The following is an 18186-nucleotide window of genomic DNA, read 5'->3' on the forward strand; positions in this document are numbered from 1 at the left end:
CCCCGCTACCCGAGGATGCCTCCCTCCGCTCCGTCGAGGGTGCCGATCCAGGTGCGGACCGCGGACGCCGTCGTACGGGCGTCTTCCCGGAGGAGCGTCAGATGGTCGCCCGGGACGTCCACGTGCTCGTGCGGCAGCGGCCACGAGGTCCGCCAGCGGTCCGCGTCCGGTCCCGCCGCCATCTCCGGCGTGGGACGCGTGGCCCGTACCAGCAGGGTCGGCGTCGCGACCGGTTCCGGGTCCCAGTCCATGAAGATCCGCGTGTACGCCCCCATGGCGGCGACGCCGGTGTCCTCGTACAGGCGGGGGGCGACGGCGGCGGGCAGGGCGAGCAGCCAGTCCTTGCGGCTGTTGTCTTCGTCGATCAGGTACGTGTCGAGCAGGATCTGGCCCGCCGGAGGCGTTCCGAGCCCTTCGAGCTGCCGGGTCACGGCGTGGGCGCCGGCACCGCCCGTGGAAGCGCCGACGAGCACGAAGGGCCGGTCGCCGACGTGCCGCAGCACCGTCTCGGCGTGGGTCCGCGCCAGCGCCTCCCGGTCGGCGGGCACGGCGGCGCCCGCGCCGAGTCCCGGGTGCGGGAGTTCCAGTACGTCCCGTTCGCCGTCGAAGCAGCGGTGGAAGCCGGCGAACTCCCCTCCCGGTACGGCGAAGGGCGGATGGTGCCCGGCGAGGAAGACGAGCACGGGACGGGCGGGACCCTCGGCCCGGAGGAGGGGTGTCAGGGCGTGCGCCCGGCTCTCGTCCGCGCCGAACGTCGGCAGTGCGCGGGACGCCGTGACCAGCATGTGCATGCCCGCGGTCACCTCGCCCTTCGCGCAGAGCGTGCGGTAGAGGGCGGCGAGGGTCTGGGACGGCCGGGTCACGGGTTCGGTGCGGGCGGGGGCGGACGCGGGCGCGGGGACGGGGACGGGCTGGATCTTCGGATCCGGCCCGCGATCCACCCCGTGATCCGGGCTCTGATCCGGCCACGGCCTCTGCCCGAGCTCCGGATACGACTCCTGTCCCTGCATCTGCGTCGGCGTCGGCGTTTGTGCCTGCGCCTGCACCTGCGCCTGCGCTTCGGGCATTTCGCCGCTGATCAAGCCGAGCATATGCCGGGCGAGCGCGTCCGCCGTGGGGTGGTCGAACACCACCGTGGCGGGCAGCCAGAGGCCCGTGGCTGTGCTCAGCGCGTTGCGGAGCTGAACCGCCATCAGGGAGTCGAAGCCGAGGTCGGCGAGGGGCTTGCCGGCCGGCAGCGCGTCGCCGTCGGGGTATCCGAGAACCACGGCGACCGCATCGCGCACCTGCTCCGCGAGCGCGCCCTCCCGCTCTCCGTCGGGCAAGCCCGCCAACCGCTCGCGCCACGCTCCCTGCTCCGCCGCGACCTGCGCCCCGGCGCCGGGGGCCGGGGTGGCCGCCGGTCGTCCCGTGCGTACCAGCCCCCGCAACAGCGGTGGTACGAGCCCGTCCGCGGACCGGAGAGCGGCCCGGTCGAGCAGGACGGGCGCCAGCACGGGCTCGTCGGTGCGAAGCGCCGCGTCGAACAGCGCCATGCCCTGCTCCGGAGAGAGCGCCCGGACCAGTTCACGGGCCGTCGCCTCGCGAAGTCCGGCCGCCATGCCGCCGTCGTGCCCCCACAGCCCCCACGCGAGGGAGACGGCGGGCAGCCCCAGCGAGACGCGGTGGTGGGCGAGGGCGTCCAGGAAGGAGTTCGCCGCCGCGTAGTTGCCCTGGCCGGGCCGGCCCAGCAGCCCCGACACCGAGGAGAACAGCACGAACGCCGACAGGTCCAGCTCACGGGTCAGCTCATGAAGGTGCCAGGCCGCGTCCACCTTGGGCCGTAGCACCGCCGCCATCCGCTCCGGCGTGAGCGAGTCCAGTACGCCGTCGTCGAGCACCCCCGCCGCGTGGACCACGGCACTCAACGGAGGCTCGCAGAGCCCGATCACCTCGGCCAGGGCGGAACGGTCGGCCGCGTCGCACGCGACCACGCGCACCTCGGCGCCCAACTCCTCCAATTCCGTACGCAGTTCGGCCGCGCCCGGTGCCTGCGGACCGCGTCGCCCGGTGAGCAGCAGATGCCGTACACCGTGCGCGGTGACCAGATGCCGGGCCAGTTCCGCGCCCAGCGCTCCCGTGCCGCCGGTGATCAGCACGGTTCCGTCCGGACCGAGGCCTCCGGTCCCGGGCGGACCGGAGGCAGAGGCCGCGACAAGCCGCGGCGCCGTCAACCGCCCTGATCGGATGGACAGTTGGGGTTCACCCGTGACCACTGCCGCGGACAGCATCCGCAAGGACTCCGGCCGTCCGTCCACGTCGACCAGCACGACACGGCCCGGCATCTCCGACTGGGCTGTGCGCACGAGGCCCCATACGGCGGCTCCGGCCAGGTCCGGGACCGGTGCGGTGGCGTCCCGGGTCACGACGAGCAGCCGTGAACCCGCTGCCCGCGGATTGGCCTGCCAGGTCCGCAGCGCTTCCAGGACCCTGCCGGTCAGTTGGTGCGTCGCGGAGACGGGATCGGGGGTCGCGGCGGGGGTGACGGCCGTGAGAACCACGACATCGGGCACGGAGTGATTTCCCACCGGCGGAAGATGCGCGCTCCCTGCCGACGGAAGGTACGCATTCCCCACCGCCGGAAGGTACGCCCCGAGGTCCAGCTCGTCCGGGCCCAGCAGCGTCCAGGCCCCGCCGCCCGAGTCGGCGGGTGGGGCGACCTCCGGGGTGACCGGCGTCCAGTCGGGGCGCAGCAACGCCCGCCGCACCACCTCGTCGGCGGTGTCCAGTTGGCCGCCGGGCAGTTCGCGCGTGACCAGTGACTCGATCCCGGCCACCGGCCGCCCCGCCGTGTCGGCGAGCGTCACCGTGACCGCCCCCGGCCCCGTCGGTGTCAGCCGCACCCGCACCTCGGACGCCCCATCGGCGTACAACTGCACACCGCTCCACGCGAACGGCAGCCGCACGGACCCGGAACCGGGTTCGGGGAGGGAGCCGAACTCAGCCTCCGAGCCGGGCCCGGCGAGCAGCATGCTGTGCACCGCCGCGTCAAGCAGAGCCGGATGCATGCCGAAGCGCGCGGCGTCCGGGGCCTGTTCCTCGGGGAGCCTGACCTCCGCGAAGAGCTCCGCTCCCCGCCGCCACACCGCACGGACGCCCTGGAACGCGGGCCCGTAGCCGAGATCTCCGTCCGCCAACGTCTCGTACGCGTCGGCGAGTTGTACCTCTACGGCGCCTTCAGGAGGCCACACCTTCAAGTCGCTCTCGGACGGGTCCGTCGCCGCCGAAGGCACCCCGCTCAGAGCTCCGGTGACATGCCGGGTCCAGCTCTCCGCCGGCTCACCCGCCCCGTCCGGCCCACCCAGCTCATCCGGTTCGTCGGGCCGCGAGTAGACGTCGACGGAACGCCGCCCGGAGTCGTCCCCCGGCCCGACCACCACCTGGACCTGCACCCCCGCACCGCCGGACAGCACCAGCGGCGCCACGACCACGAGCTCGTCCAGGCGGGCGCAGCCGACCTCGTCACCGGCGCGGACGGCCATCTCCACGAAGGCCGTGGCAGGGACGAGCACCCTCCCCGCGACCACGTGGTCACCGAGCCAGGGCTGCGCGGCCGTCGAGAGCCGCCCGGACAGCACCGTCCGGTCCGTGTCCGGCACCGTGAACGCCGGGCCGAGCAGCGGATGCCCGTACGTGTCGGCCCGGGCCCCAACGCCCGCACCCGCACGGGGAGCGTCCAGCCAGTACCGCTGGCGCTGGAAGTCGTACGTAGGCAGCTCGACGCGCCGCGCCCCCGAACCGGCGAACACCGCGGCCCAGTCGACCCCCGCACCCCGCACATGCAGCCGGGCCACGGCCGACAACAGCGACTCGGGTTCCCGCAAGCCGGACTCACCCGACAACTGCCCGACACCGGCGGCGAATTCAGCACGGCCGCCGCCGACACCCGGACGGGACAACACCTCCTCGGCCGCCGCGGTGAGCACGGGGCCGGGACCGACCTCCAGGAAGGCCCCGACGTCCTCGTTCTCGCCGAGCCACCGCACGGCGTCCGCGAACCGCACCGGCAGACGGGCATGACGTACCCAGTACTCCGCCGAGCAGAGCTCTCCGGCCCCGGCGTCGGCCGGGCGCCCCGACACCGTGGACACCACCGGGATCCGCGGCTGCCGGTACGTCAACTCCTCGGCCACGCGCCGGAATTCGTCGAGCATCGGCTCGACCAGCGGCGAGTGGAAGGCGTGGCTCACCCGCAGCCGTACGGTCCTTTGCCCACGTTCCGCGAACGTGTCCGCGACGGCCAGCACGGCGTCGCGCGCTCCGGAGATCACCACGGAGCGCGGCCCGTTCACGGAGGCGATCGCGACCCGGTCCGTGAGACCGAGGTCGGTCAGTACGGGGACGACCTCGTCCTCGGCCGCGTACAGCGCGACCATCGCCCCGCCCTCCGGCAGCGCCTGCATCAGGCGGCCGCGGGCCGCGACGAGAGCGGCGGCGTCGGGCAGGTCCAGCACCCCGGCGACATGCGCCGCGGCCAGTTCCCCGACCGAGTGTCCGACAAGGAAGTCGGGCCGTACGCCCCAGGATTCGAGCAGCCGGAACAGCGCCACCTCGAAGGCGAACAGAGCGGCCTGAGTGAAGTCCGTACGGTCGAGCAGCGAGGCGTCCGGTGAACCGTCCTCCGCGAACACCACCGTGCGCAGCGGGCGTTCGAGCCGTTCGTCGAGTGCCTTGCACACCTCGTCGAAGGCGGTCGCGAACGCGGGGAGGGACTCGGTCAACTCCCGTCCCATGCCGACGCGTTGGGCACCCTGCCCGGTGAACAGGAACGCCGTGCGGATGCCGGGGTCGGCGACGCCCTGAACGGTTCCGGGGGTGCGCTCGCCCTCCGCGAGGGCGCGGAGCCCCGCCAACTCCCCCTCTCCCGGGGCGATGGCGGCGCGATGCGTCAGCGCCGACCTCGACACCGCGAGCGAGAGAGCGATGTCGGCCGAGTCGGCGGGTGTGAGCGCGGCGGGCCTGGCGGCCAACTCGGCGGCCAGCCGCCGCGCTTGGCCGCGCAGTGCGGGTTCGTCGGCCCCGGAGAGCAGCCAGGGCAGCCGGGACGGCCGGGGCGGTGGAGTCGCGTCAGCCGTGTCCGCCATGTCGGCCGTTTCAGCATGCTCGGCCGTTCGTGCGGGCTGCCGTCGGCCCGTGACCGGTGCGAGCGACCCTTCCCGGCTCACCGGTGCCTCTTCCAGGATCACGTGCGCGTTGGTCCCGCCGATTCCGAACGCCGACACACCCGCCCGGCGCGGCCGGTCGGACGACGACGGCCAGGGCCGGGCCGCGGTCAGCAGTTCCACCCGGCCCGACGACCAGTCGACGTGCGGGGACGGCGACTCGGCGTGCAGCGTCGCGGGCAGCTCCGCGTGCCGCATGGCCTGCACCATCTTGATGACTCCGGCGACCCCGGCGGCGGCCTGGGTGTGCCCGAGGTTGGACTTGACCGAGCCCAGCCAGAGCGGCGGCTGCTCCGGGGCGCGTTCCTGTCCGTACGTGGCCAGCAGCGCGCCCGCCTCGATCGGATCACCGAGCTTCGTGCCGGTGCCGTGCCCCTCCACCACGTCGACGTCGCCCCCGCGGAGCCCGGCGTCGGCGAGTGCGCGGGCGATGAGCTGCCGCTGAGCCTGGCCGTTCGGTGCGGTGAGCCCGTTGGAGGCCCCGTCGGAGTTGACGGCGGAACCTCGCAGCACGGCCAGCACCGGATGTCCGTTGCGCCGCGCGTCGGAGAGCCGCTCAAGCAGGACGAGTCCGACGCCCTCGCCCCAGCCGGTGCCGTCCGCCGACGAGGAGAAAGACTTGCAGCGGCCGTCGGGCGACAGTCCGCGCTGCCTGCTGAACATGGTGAACGACCTCGGTGTCGCCATCACCGTGACACCGCCCGCCAGGGCCATCGAGCACTCGCCGGAGCGCAGCGCACGCGCCGCCCAGTGCAGGGACACCAAGGAGGCCGAACACGCGGTGTCGAGGGTGATCGCCGGGCCGCGCAGCCCGTACGTGTAGGCGATCCGCCCCGAGGCGACGCTGCCGGCCGAGCCCAGGCCCAGGTGCGCCTCCAACTCGTGCGGCTCGGTGCCGAAACGGTCGGCGTAGTCGGCGTACATCACGCCGACGAACACGCCCGTGTCGCTGTCGCGCAGGGACGCCGGGTCGATCCCGGCGCGCTCCCACACCTCCCACGAGGTCTCGAGGAGCAGCCGCTGCTGCGGGTCCATGGCCAGCGCCTCGCGCGGCGAGATCCCGAACAGGCCCGCGTCGAACTCGGCTGCCCGGTGCAGGAATCCGCCGCTGCGCGCGTACGACGTCCCGAGGCGGTCCGGATCGGGGTCGTACAGGGCGGCCAGGTCCCAACCGCGGTCGGACGGGAAGTCCGAGACGGCGTCCCTGCCTTCGGAGACCAGTCGCCACAGGTCCTCCGGCGACTGGACGTCACCGGGGTAGCGGCAGCCCATGGCGACGATGACGACCGGGTCGTCGTCCTCACCCGGGTCGGCCGCGGCGCTTTCGGAACCGGCTGTCCCCGGGGTGAAGAGGGCTGTCCGCAGATGGCGCGCCACGTCGGCGGGTGTCGGGTGGTCGTAGACGAGCGTGGCCGGCAGCCGCAGCCCGGTCGCCGCGCCCAGCCGCTCGATCAACGTGACCGCGCCCAGGGAGGTGAGCCCGAGTTCGATGAAGGGGCGCTCCGCGTCCCGCCGTTCGTACGGCTGCTCGCCGCGGACCTCCGCCGTCACGGAGAGCACGGTCTCGCGCAGCACGCGCTCACGTTCCTCCGGGGCGAGGGGTGCCAGCCGCTCACGCAGCGCCGAGGCGCTCAACATGCCGGACTTTTCAGGAACTTCGGCTGTGGGTGCCGCGGGTGCTCCGGGCGTTTCGGGCTGGAAACGGAGGTCGAGCACGGGCCGCGCCAGGCCCGGTACAACCGCGCGGCGGGCGATCTTGCCGGACGCCGTACGCGGCACGGCGGCGATCTCGTGGATCTCCACGGGCACCTTGTGGTCGGACAGCAGGGTGCGGCACGTCCTCAGCACGCGCTGCGGGTCGAGCCCCCCGGGACCGGGCACGACGAAGGCCACAGGCACCTCGCCGAGGACGTCGTGCGGGGCTCCCACGACGACGGCGTCGGCCACTCCGGGACAGCTGAGCAGGGCCTGTTCGATCTCGGTGGGGTGGATGTTCTCGCCGCCGGTGATGATCAGTTCGCTGACCCGGCCGGTGAGGGCGAGATGGCCGTGCTCGACCCGGCGGGCCAGGTCCCCTGTGCGGTACCAGCCGTCCTTGAGCGCGGCCGCTGTCGCCTCGGGCTGGTTGTGGTAGCCGGTCATGAGCCCGGGTCCGCGCACCCACACCTCGCCCTCGTCGCCGTCCGCGACGTCGTGCCCGGAGCGGGGGTCGACGAGCCGTACGTCCATTCCGGGCGCCGGAGGCCCGCACGAGCCGTCGACCCTGGGCCCGTCCGGCCGGTTCAGGGCGATCATCCCGCAGGTCTCGGTGCTGCCGTACGCGTCCAGCAGGCGTGCTCCGAGCACCTCCTCGACGGCTCTGGCGAGTGACGGCGGACTCGGCGCGCCCGCGACGACGCAGTGCCGCAGCCCCGTGCGCGAGGGCATGGCGGTCGCCCCGGCCGCCGACACCAGCCGGTGGTAGGTCGCGGGGACACCGGCCATCAGCGTGAACGGTCCCTGCGGCTGCTCACGCGCCTCGTCGAGTACGCGCAACAGCCCACCGGGCGGCAGGAGTTCCCCGGTCATGTGCGCGCTCGCACCGGTGGCCACGACGCCCAGCACGGCGAGCGAGTGGCCGAAGCTGTGGAACAGCGGGAGCGGCCACAGCAGCCGGTCCCCGGACGAGAGCCCGAAGATCGGCGCGTAGCAGGCGTGCGCCGACCAGAGCGCGGTGCGCTGCGTGGACACAACTCCCTTGGGCCGGTGGGTGGTTCCGGAGGTGTAGAGCAGCCACGCCGGCTCGTCGAGTCCGAGATCGTCGCGTGCCGGTCCGGCGCCCTCGTCCGTAATCGCCGTATCGAAGAGCACGGTCCCGCCGGGGGCGTCCGCGGGGACCGGCCCCGGCCCGGTGATCAGCACGCGCAGACCGCTCAACTCGTCGCCCAGCCGAGCCAACTGGTCGAGGTGCGCCCGGTCCGTGACGATCGCCGAGGCGCCGCTGTCCCCCAGCAGGTGCGCGAGTTCCGCGTCGGAAGAGCGGGGGTTCAGCAGGACACCGACCCCGCTCGCCCGTGTGACGGCGAGGCAACTCTCCACCAGCTCCACGCAGTTGCCCAGCAGGACCGCGACCCGGTCGCCCCGACGGAGCCCCGCCCCCGCCAGGTGACCGGCCAACTTCCCTGTGCGTCGCTCCAGTTCCCCGTACGTCACGCCACGCGCGGAGTCCGAGAAGGCGACCTGGTCGCCCGCCCTCCCGGCATGCCGCTTCAGCAACTCCGGCAGCGGCCGGATCAGTTCGTCGTCGTGCACCATGCCCCACCCCGTACGGTCCCCGAGCCGTTCTCTCCCTGCTGAGGCGAGCCTACGTCCCGCCGAACACAAGATCGAAAGAATCGGAGACCGGACGGTGGGCGTGTCGCCGTCCCCGGAGAACTCCCTGCCGTACCACCCGGAGGACTTGGCGGCGCGCTACCCGGAGAACTCCCCCGCCGTGGGCCGTCGTGACGCCGCCATCGCCGCGTCTACGTCGGTCAGCGGACGCAGCCGGTAGGTGTAGGAGTAGTCCCGGTCGGCGAAGAGCTTGTACTCGTCGTGCGTGTGCGCGCCCCAGCTGTTGTCGCCGCCCACTCCCATCTGCCGGTGGTTCAGGCGGAGTACGACCTCGTCCCGCGGGGTCAGCTGGTAGTCGTGGCGCGTCCCGACCGACAGGTCCTCCGGGGTGAAGTGCGAGGCGTTGACCTCAAGGAGCGGTTCACCGGAGACGAGCAGCCCGGCGCCGCCGCGGTCGGTCAGGGCGGCCCAGCGGACGTCGGTCTTGTTGCCGTTCTCCTGCGGGCGGATGTAGGGCGTCCACTGCCCGGACACCGTCCCGGAGTACAGGCCCACGTCGGTGCCGGTGTTGCGGTCCCAGTGGTTCTCCTCGGGGCCGCGGCCGTAGTAGTGCAGGCGCTCCAGCCGCCCCGGCAGGAACAGCAGGGTGCCGACCTCCGGGATGTAGGGCAGGTTCGCCGCACCCGGGTGCAGGGTGTTGTCGACCTTGATCTCGCCGTTGCCGAAGACCGTGTACGTGGTGGTGTACGTCGATTCGGTGGTCGTGGGCAGAGTCCCCGCGACCTTGATCTCGACGGCCCGGTCGCGCAGGGCGCGCACGCTGACGTCCGTCACCTTGCGCAGGGTCCCCGCGTCGCGCCAGGTCTGGTTGCGTACGTGCTGGCCGTTGCCCCTGTCGTTGTCGATCGGTGCCCGCCAGAAGTTCGGCACGGGCCCGGAGGTGATCAGCCGGGTGCCCCGGGCCTCGTACGACGTGATGACGCCCGTGCGCTTGTCGACGGTGACGGAGAAGGCCTTGCCCTTCACCGTGATGGACCGTTCGCCGTCCTGGTGGCGCAGGGCGGGCACGCGCTCCAGTGGAACCGGCCGCACCTCCGGGCTGTCGGCGTCGACCGGGAGTTGCTTCTTGGCCACCTCGAAGCCGGCCTTCGCCCACTTCGTGCGTTCCTTGGTGGTGAAGGACAGGTGCAGGAAGTACTCCGCGCCGGGCGCCGGGTCTGCCGGAAGCCTGAAGTGCACGGTGACGTCCTTGCTGCTGAGCGGCGGAACGTCCAGCTGGGCGCGGCTCAGTTTCCCGCGCCGTACGACCTCGCCGTCGGCGACGAGGGTCCAACTCCCGTCGAACTCACGGAGGTTGGTGAACAGGTACTCGTTGGTGAGGGTGACCGCGGCTCCGGCGGTTCCGGCGGCGAGGGATTTGCCGGACGCCGGTGCGGCGTTGATCGCCTGGTAGACCTGCTTGACCTCCGCGGCCTTCCCCGTGTGTCCGCGGTCGGCGGTGACGATGCCGTCCGCGACGAAGGCCCCGTCGTTGGGGTGATCCCCCCAGTCGCCGCCGTAGGCGAAGAACGTGCGCTCCTTCGGGCGCTTCTCGGTGACCCTGACGGTGGCCGCGTCGAACCAGAACCGCACCCCGTCGTCGCCGGGTCCGCGTCCGTCCGACGCGAGTTCGGCCGCGGAGAGGGCACGGGCGTACACGCGTGCCCGCCGGATCGTGCCGCTGAACTCCCGGGTCGGGTTGTCGACATCGGTGGCGAGCGACAGCGGCGCGGTGTTGTTGGCGGGCCGCCGGGTGGTGGTCCTGGTGGCCTTCGCCGCGCCGTCGACGTAGAGGGTCAGGGTGCCCGCCTCCGCGTCGAAGACGCCCGCGACGTGGTGCTCCTTTCCGGTCCAGTCGTCCGGCAGCGCCCAGCTCGCGGTGATCCACTGGCCGCCGCCGTGGATGAAGAACTCCAGGGTCCTGTCCGACTGCTTGAGGGCGTACTGGGTGTCGCCCTTGGCGATGAGCGGCTGGTGGTAGCCGGTCACGGACGGCGTGACCCAGGCCTCCAGCGTCAGCGAGCCGGTGATGTCGAGGCCGGTGTCACGGGCGAAGACCGTACTGCCGGACAGGCCCTTCCCGCGGTCGAAGGTCGCGCTGCCCGCCTGGATCTCGCCGCGCACCCTGCCGGGCCCGGTCTCGGTGAACAGCACGCGCCTCGGGGTCGGCCAGGTCAGTGACTGGTCGACGAAGTCCCAGATCCAGCCGCCCTGGAGGACTTCGTGGCGGCGGATGAGGTCCCAGTACTTCTGGAAGTTTCCGGTCGAGTTCCCCATCGAGTGGGAGTACTCGATCATGACGTACGGGCGGGTGTCGGCGGTGTCCTTCGCCCGCTGCTCGACGCGCGCGGGGCTGTCGTACATCTCCGAGCGGATGTCGCTGATCCCCGGGCGGTCGTCGCCCTCGTACTGGATGACACGGGTGGGATCGTAGGAGCGGATCCAGTCGTGCATGGCGACGAACGTGCTGCCGCCACCGGCCTCGTTGCCGAGCGACCAGATGACGACGGAGGCGTGGTTCTTGTCGCGGTGGACCATGTTCTGGGCGCGGGCCACGCAGGCCCTGCTCCAGTCGGCGTGGTTGCCCGGGTACTCGTCGCGGATGCCGTGGGTCTCGAGGTTGGTCTCGTCCACGAGGTACAGGCCGTACTCGTCGGCGAGTTCGTACCAGAGCGTGTTGTTGGGGTAGTGCGAGGTGCGGACCGTGTTGATGTTCAGCCGCTTGACGATCTCCATGTCCTTGACCAGGTCCGCCCTGGTGAGCGCGGTGCCGCGGTCGGGGTGCATCTCGTGCCGGTTGGTGCCCCGGAAGGAGACGGGTCTGCCGTTGATGCGCATCAGCCCGCCCTTGAGCGCGAACTCGCGCAGGCCGACCCGGTGCGAGAGCGTCTCGACGACCTTGCCCGCCGGGTCGCGCAGCCGCAGTACGGCCGTGTAGAGGTACGGGTCCTCGGCCGACCAAAGCTTCGGCGCGGGCACGGCTCTGGCGGCCTGTACGGTCACGTCCTCACCGGCCGGGGCGGAGCCGAGGTCCACGGCCTGCTGCAGCGGGCGCGGCCAGACGGCGTGCCCGCGCGCGTCGTAGAGCTGCGTCTCGACGGAGTACCGCCCGCTGCCGTTGCCCTTGCCGTTGCCCTTGCCGTTGCCCTCGTCCTTGCCCTTGTCCGTGCTCTTGTCCGCGCTCTTGTTCTTGCCGTCTCCGTAGGCGCGCACGCTCGCGGTGACGGACAGTTCGGCGGCCTTGTAGTCGTCGCTCAGCGGGGTGTCCAGCTTGAAGTCGCGCAGGTGCACGGCCGGGGTGGAGTACAGGTGGACCGAGCGGAAGATACCGCTCAGCCGGATCATGTCCTGGTCCTCCAGCCAGTCGCCGTCGGAGTAGCGGTACACCTCCACCGCGATCTGGTTGGTGCCGGGCTTGAGGTGCGGGGTGATGTCGTACTCGGCGGGGACGTAGGAGTCCTCGCTGTAGCCCACCAACTCGCCGTTGATCCACACGTAGTGGGCGGATTTCACACCCTCGAAGTGCAGGAACGTCCGCCGCCCCGCCCAGTCCTCGGGGACGGTGAAGGTGCGCCGGTACTGGCCCACGGGGTTGTACCGGGTCGGCGCGGCCGGCGGCTGCGGCTCCTCGCCCAGGCCGTTCGGACCCCAGTAGGGATACGTGATGTTGATGTAGATCGGGAAGTCGTAGCCGTGCACCTGCCAGGCGGAGGGGACCGGGATGGTGTCCCAGGAGCTGTCGTCGACGTCCGTGCGGTGGAAGTCGGTGTCCCGGTCGTCGGGGCGGTCGGCGTAGGCGAACTTCCACTTCCCGTCGAGACTCATCCGGTACGGCGAGCGCGTGCGGTCGCCGGCCAGCGCCTGTCCGACGTCCGCGTACGGGGTGAGCGTGGTGTGGGGCGGCTCGGTCCCCACCCGGAAGACGTCGATGGCGCCGTTCCACTCCGGTGTGCCGTTCGCGGCCCCGGGCCTTTCGGCCGCGTGCGTCGGGGCGGCCGACGCGGGCAGGGCGAGCACACCGAGGACGGCGGCCCCTCCCTCAAGAAGTCGACGGCGGCTGACGGGAGGCATCTGCGCGTGCGGGTGCGGGTGCGGGTGCGGCATGACTGTGGCCTTCCTCGGTGCGACAGTGGGGTGCGCGAACTGAGGGAGCGTCAGCTCTGTCGAGCTGGTCGAAGCGGCTGACAGACGGAAGTTGATGTCAGGACAGAATGCGACCGCTGAGGACAAAGACACCTACTGAGCCACAGAAAACCCTAGGACCCGAACACAATCGGAGCAATGATCCTGTCGGACTTTGTGTGATCCTGAGGGCTGACGGGGCATGTTTTCCCCGCGGGCCGACGGGCGAGGCTCCCGACGACGGCCCTCGGACGGTCCGGTCCTCGGGTGGCCCTCGGACGGTCCGGTCGGGCCGGGTCTCAGAGGGCCTGCGCGGCGAACGCCTCGTACGCCCGCTCGTCGAAGAGGACGAACCTGACCTCGGTGACCGCCGTCCCGGTGTCCCGCACCGTCCCGACCGCGATGCGGGCGGCATCGTCCATCGGCCATCCGTAGATACCGGCGGAGACGGCCGGGAACGCGACGGTCCGCGCGCCCAGTTCGTCGGCGACCCGCAGCGACTCCCGGTAGCAGGAGGCCAGCAGCTCCGAGCGGTCCTCGCTCCGGCTGAAGACGGGACCGACCGTGTGGATCACCCAGCGCGCGTCCAGCTTGCCCGCCGGGGTGGCGACGGCCTGCCCCGTCCGCAGGCCCTTGCCGTAGTGGCCGGCGCGGAGCTTGCGGCACTCGGCCAGGATCTCGGGGCCGCCGCGCCGGTGGATGGCGCCATCCACGCCTCCGCCGCCCAGCAGGGAGGAGTTCGCCGCGTTGACGATCGCGTCCACGCTCTGTCGGGTGATGTCGCCCTGGACGAACTCGATGGCGGTCATGACTGGCGCAGTCTCCTCCACACGGCCTTGGCCGCGTTGTGCCCCGACATACCGTGCACGCCCGCGCCCGGCGGGGTGGCCGAGGAGCAGATGAACACCGCCGGGTGCGGGGTGCTGTACGGGAACAGGGACAGCTTGGGGCGCAGCATCAGCTGGAGGCCGGAGGCCGCGCCGCAGGCGATGTCGCCACCCACGTAGTTGGCGTTGCGCGCGGCGAGTTCGGGCGGGCCCGCCGTGGCGCGGGCGAGGACGCGGTCCCGGAAACCGGGCGCGAACCGCTCCAGCTGGCGCTCGATCGCGTCCGTGAGGTCCCCGGTCCAGCCGTTCGGCACATGCCCGTACGCCCAGAACACATGCTTTCCGCCCGGCGCCCTGGACGGGTCGACGACGCTCGGCTGCACGGTGATCAGGAACGGCGCGTCCGGGGCACGGCCCTCCCGGGAGGCGGCGCGCAGGGCGGTGCCGATCTCCTTGCTGCTCGCGCCGACCTGCACCGTGCCGGCGGCGCGGGCTTCCTTCGCGGTCCACGGCACCGGTCCGTCGAGGGCGTAGTCGACCTTGAAGACGCCCGCCCCGTACCGGAACCGCTCGTAGTACCGCCCGAAGCCCGCGATGCGGGCCAGCGCGGTGGGCGAGGTGTCGAAGACGTACGCGCGCGCGGGCGGCAGGTCGTCGAGACGCTTGACCTCGTAGTCGGTGTGGACGGCGCCGCCGAGGTCCTTGAGGTACGCGGTCAGCGCGTCGGAGATCGACTGGGAGCCGCCGCGGGCGACGGGCCAGCCCCGGGCGTGGGCGGCCAGCGCGAAGACGAGGCCGACGGCGCCGGTGGCGATTCCGCCCAGCGGGGCCATGACGTGCGCGACCAGTCCGGCGAACAGGGCCTTGGCCCGGTCGTCGCGGAATCGTCGCGTCAGCCATGTCGAGGGCGGCAGTCCGGCCAGGCCGAACCGGGCGAGGGTGACCGGGTCGCGCGGCAGCGCGGTGAGCGGCAGGGACATGAAGTCCCGCGCCAGGGTGTCCCAGGTGTGGGTGAACGGCTCGACGAGTCTGCGGTACGTGCCCGCGTCACGCGGTCCGAACGAGGCGGCCGTCTCCGCCACGGAACGCGACAGCACGGCCGCCGTGCCGTCCGGGAAGGGGTGCGCCATGGGCAGTTCGGGCTGCAGCCACTCCAGGCCGTACCTCGCCAGCGGCATCGCGCGGAACGCGGGCGAGTTGATGCCCAGGGGATGCGCGGCGGAGCACGGGTCGTGCCGGAAGCCGGGCAGCGTCAGCTCCTCGGTGCGGGCGCCTCCCCCGACCGTGTCGCGCGCTTCGAAGACGGCCACGGAATAGCCGCGCCGGGCCAGCTCCACGGCAGCCGTCAGTCCGTTCGGCCCCGCACCCACCACGACGGCATCGAGCATCGACGGCACCTCGGACTCCTTTGTCAGCCGACGGCCACTGGGGATCAGGATATGCCGGACCTCAGACAGCCCCGCCTCAGCCCCGCCCCGCCCCAGTCCTGGCCCGCCTGAGCCCCACCTCAGTCCCGGCCCGTCACGGGTCAGGCCCCGCCCGACAGCAGTCCGAGGACCCGGCGGGCCGTGTCCGCGTCCCGTGCCGCGGTGAACGGGAGCGTGTTGCCGCCGGTTGTGCGGAAGGGCTCCCCCGAGAGTGTCAGGTGCGCGCCGCCCGCCTCCTCGACGAGCAGGATGCCCGCCGCGTGATCCCACGCGGCCTCCCAGGAGAACGCCGTGGCGTCCAACTCGCCCCGGGCGACGGCGAGGTACTCAAGCCCGGCCGAGCCGCACGCGCGCGGGCCGACGCCTTCCGTCCAGAGGCCGAGGAGCGCGCGCTTCTGGTCGTCCGTCGTGTAGTCCGGGTGGGACGTGGCCACTTCGAGGTCACGGCCGGGGGCGGGCGAGCCGGCGCGGAGGGGCTCGCCGTCGAGGAGGGCGCCCTTGCCCCGGACGGCGACGGCGAGTTGGTCGCGGGCCGGTGCGTACGTCCAGGACGCCAGCAGGACTCCGCGGTGGGCGAGCGCGACCAGGGTGCAGAAGCCCGGGTCGCCGTGGACGAACTGCCGGGTGCCGTCCACCGGGTCGACGATCCAGACCGGCGCCTCGCCCTTGATCGCCTCGTACGTCGCGGGGTTGGCGTGGACCGCCTCCTCGCCCACGACGACCGAGCCGGGCAGCAGCTTGACCAGCGCCTCGGTGAGATATTCCTCGGCCTTGCGGTCGGCGTCCGTGACCAGGTCGTGGGGGCCGGTCTTCTCGTCTATCTCGTGCGCGGCGAGCTGCCGGAAGCGCGGCATGATCTCCATGGCGGCCGCCGTGCGGACGGCCTCTTCTACGTCGGCGGTGCGGTGCGCGAGAAACTCGTCGATGGTTTCGATGTCCTGGATCATGCCTCCATGAGAGCACGCGCCACTGACAATCCCCACCCGCCCGGTGTATCCCGGGTGGAATCACCATGAATAACGGGTGTTACGAGATCAGCGCCACATGAGTCGCGCCGGACGGGCCGCATGGCCGGTCCGGACCACCCCGGCAGCCGGTCCGGACGGGCCACGCAGCCGCTCCGAGCCCGCCCGCACCCGCACCCGCACCCGCCATCGCCATCGCCATCGCCATCGCGTCAGCGTCCGACCGCGTACCCCTGCATCCCCCGCGGGTTCGCCGCCGCCGACAGCACTCCGGTCCGCGGGTCCCGCGCCACCGCGCACAGCCGGCCCTCGGACCAGGCGTCGCCGACCTGGACGTCGTGGCCGCGGCGGCGCAGCTCCTCCACCACCTCCGGGTCGGTGCGGGACTCGACGGTGACACTGCCGGGGCGCATACCGCGCGGGTAGAAGGAACCGGGGAAGCTGTCGTTGTGCCAGTTCGGGGCGTCGATGGCGCCCTGGAGGTCCAGGCCGCCGCGTACCTCCGCGCGCAGGGCGACGGCCAGGAAGAAGTGCAGCTGCCACTGGTCCTGCTGGTCGCCGCCCGGCGTGCCGAAGGCCATGACCGGCACCCCGTCCCGCAGCGCGAGCGAGGGCGTGAGCGTCGTACGGGGACGGCGGCCCGGCGTGAGGGAGTTGGGCAGCCCTTCGTCCAGCCACGCCATCTGGAGCCGGGTGCCGAGCGGGAAGCCCAGCTCGGGCACGACCGGGTTGGACTGAAGCCAGCCGCCGCTGGGCGTGGCCGCGACCAGGTTGCCCCAGCGGTCGACGATGTCGAGGTGGCAGGTGTCGCCCCGGGTCGCCCCGTCCGCGGAGACGTCGGGCTCCCCGGGCACGGGCGAGGTCGGCCGCTTGGCAACGGTCGGCTCTCCCAGGCCCGCACCCGCCCGGCCCGCACCTGTGGCCACGCCCGCCGCATCCCCAGCCCTCGCCACCGTCGGCTCCCCCGCCCCCGGCACCCCGAGCGCGTCGAACCCGTCCTCCCCCGCGGCCACCACGCGCGCGTGCCCGCTGAGCCGTGGGGTCCGTCCGCCGGGGCTGCCCGGTCGCAGCTCGTAGGAGGCCTGCTTCCCGACCAGCGTCCGCCGTCCGGCGTTGTACTCCTCCGACAGCAGTTCCTCCAGCGGAACCTCGCCCGCGTCCCCGTACCACGCCTCCCGGTCCGCCATCGCGAGCTTGCAGCCCTCGATCAGCAGGTGCACGTACTCGGCGGAGCCGTACCGCGGCAGCTCCGGCGGCAGCAGGGCCAGCTGCTGGAGGAGCACCGGGCCCTGGCTCCAGGGACCGGCCTTGCACAGGGTCCAGCCCCGCCAGTCGTACGTGGCCGGAGCCTCGTACGACGCGGACCAGCCGGCCAGGTCGGCCGCCGTCAGCGTGCCGGAGTGCCGTTCACCGCTGGTGTCCATCGTGGGCCGGGCCGCCTGCCGTACCAGTGCCTCGGCGATGAAGCCCTCGCGCCAGATCCGCCGCGCCGCCTCGATCTCGGCGATCCGGTCGCCGCCGTCCCGCGCCCCGGGCGCCTGACGAGCTCCGGGCTCCCGACCGGCCTCGACCTCTCTGCGGGCGCCCGCCTCCTCCGCGGCCTCAGCGACCAGCCGCTTCCAGGTCGCGGCCAGCGCGGGGTTGTGGAACAGCTCGCCCGGCCGCGGGGGCCGCCCGTCCGGGAGGTACACGTCGGCCGACGACGTCCACTCCGTCTCGAAGAGCTCCCGTACCGTCTCGACGGTCTCGCCGACGCGCTCCACGGGCGCGTGCCCGTCCTCCGCGTACCCGATGGCGTACTTCAGGACGTCCGCCAGGGACTTCGTGCCGTGGTCGCGCAGCAGCAGCATCCACGCGTCGAAGGCCCCGGGAACCGCGGCCGCGAGGGGGCCGGTACCGGGTACGAGATCCAAACCCAGTCCCCTGTAGTGGGCGATCGTGGCCCCGGCCGGTGCGACGCCCTGCCCGCACAACACCCGTACCTCCCCGCCCGCCGGGGCGAGGATGATCGGCACCTCGCCGGCGGGTCCGTTGAGGTGCGGCTCGACGACGTGCAGCACGAATCCGGCGGCGACGGCAGCGTCGTACGCGTTGCCGCCGTCCTCCAGCACGGCCATCGCCGACTGCGAGGCGAGCCAGTGCGTGGAGGACACCATCCCGAAGGTGCCCTGGAGGGTGGGTCGGGTCGTGAACACGGGAGAACTCCTCACTGCGGCGCGGGCATCCGGACTGTGGACGGGCGTCCGGCAGGCGTCCGGCGATCGTACGCAGCCCTCCGCGCCCCTCAACTCCG

Annotated in this window: 6 protein-coding genes; all 6 read right to left on the minus strand. The window is 72.6% G+C overall.

What is annotated here, in order from left to right:
* Window positions 1-5: 5 nt before the first annotated feature.
* Window positions 6-8495, minus strand: coding sequence for a type I polyketide synthase (locus OG718_RS14605; protein ID WP_328844322.1), 8490 nt, complete (start codon window positions 8493-8495; stop codon window positions 6-8).
* 156 nt (window positions 8496-8651) lie between these two features.
* The gene (locus tag OG718_RS14610; RefSeq protein ID WP_328844323.1) at window positions 8652-12656 is read right to left on the minus strand and encodes a glycoside hydrolase family 2 TIM barrel-domain containing protein; all 4005 of its coding nucleotides are present in this window, start codon (window positions 12654-12656) and stop codon (window positions 8652-8654) included.
* A gap of 317 nt (window positions 12657-12973) precedes the next feature.
* Window positions 12974-13483, minus strand: coding sequence for an O-acetyl-ADP-ribose deacetylase (locus OG718_RS14615; protein ID WP_143641003.1), 510 nt, complete (start codon window positions 13481-13483; stop codon window positions 12974-12976).
* Window positions 13480-14889, minus strand: coding sequence for a phytoene desaturase family protein (locus tag OG718_RS14620; protein WP_306943214.1), 1410 nt, complete (start codon window positions 14887-14889; stop codon window positions 13480-13482). The genes OG718_RS14615 and OG718_RS14620 overlap by 4 nt, the downstream gene beginning before the upstream one ends.
* 140 nt (window positions 14890-15029) lie before the next feature.
* Entirely contained in the window at window positions 15030-15875 is an 846-nt protein-coding gene (locus tag OG718_RS14625) for an inositol monophosphatase family protein (RefSeq protein ID WP_328844324.1), read from the minus strand.
* A 230-nt stretch (window positions 15876-16105) separates the two neighbouring features.
* Window positions 16106-18088, minus strand: coding sequence for a gamma-glutamyltransferase family protein (locus OG718_RS14630; RefSeq protein ID WP_328844325.1), 1983 nt, complete (start codon window positions 18086-18088; stop codon window positions 16106-16108).
* Window positions 18089-18186 lie beyond the last annotated feature (98 nt).

This window comes from Streptomyces sp. NBC_00258 (assembly GCF_036182465.1).
In the GTDB taxonomy this organism is placed as follows: domain Bacteria; phylum Actinomycetota; class Actinomycetes; order Streptomycetales; family Streptomycetaceae; genus Streptomyces.

What these genes read in the sequence shown, in the direction of transcription:
- OG718_RS14605 (WP_328844322.1), bottom strand. Translation starts at nt 8,495, where the DNA reads ATGGTGCACGACGACGAACTGATCCGGCCGCTGCCGGAGTTGCTGAAG.
- OG718_RS14610 (WP_328844323.1), bottom strand. Translation starts at nt 12,656, where the DNA reads ATGCCGCACCCGCACCCGCACCCGCACGCGCAGATGCCTCCCGTCAGC.
- OG718_RS14615 (WP_143641003.1), bottom strand. Translation starts at nt 13,483, where the DNA reads ATGACCGCCATCGAGTTCGTCCAGGGCGACATCACCCGACAGAGCGTG.
- OG718_RS14625 (WP_328844324.1), bottom strand. Translation starts at nt 15,875, where the DNA reads ATGATCCAGGACATCGAAACCATCGACGAGTTTCTCGCGCACCGCACC.
- OG718_RS14620 (WP_306943214.1), bottom strand. Translation starts at nt 14,889, where the DNA reads ATGCTCGATGCCGTCGTGGTGGGTGCGGGGCCGAACGGACTGACGGCT.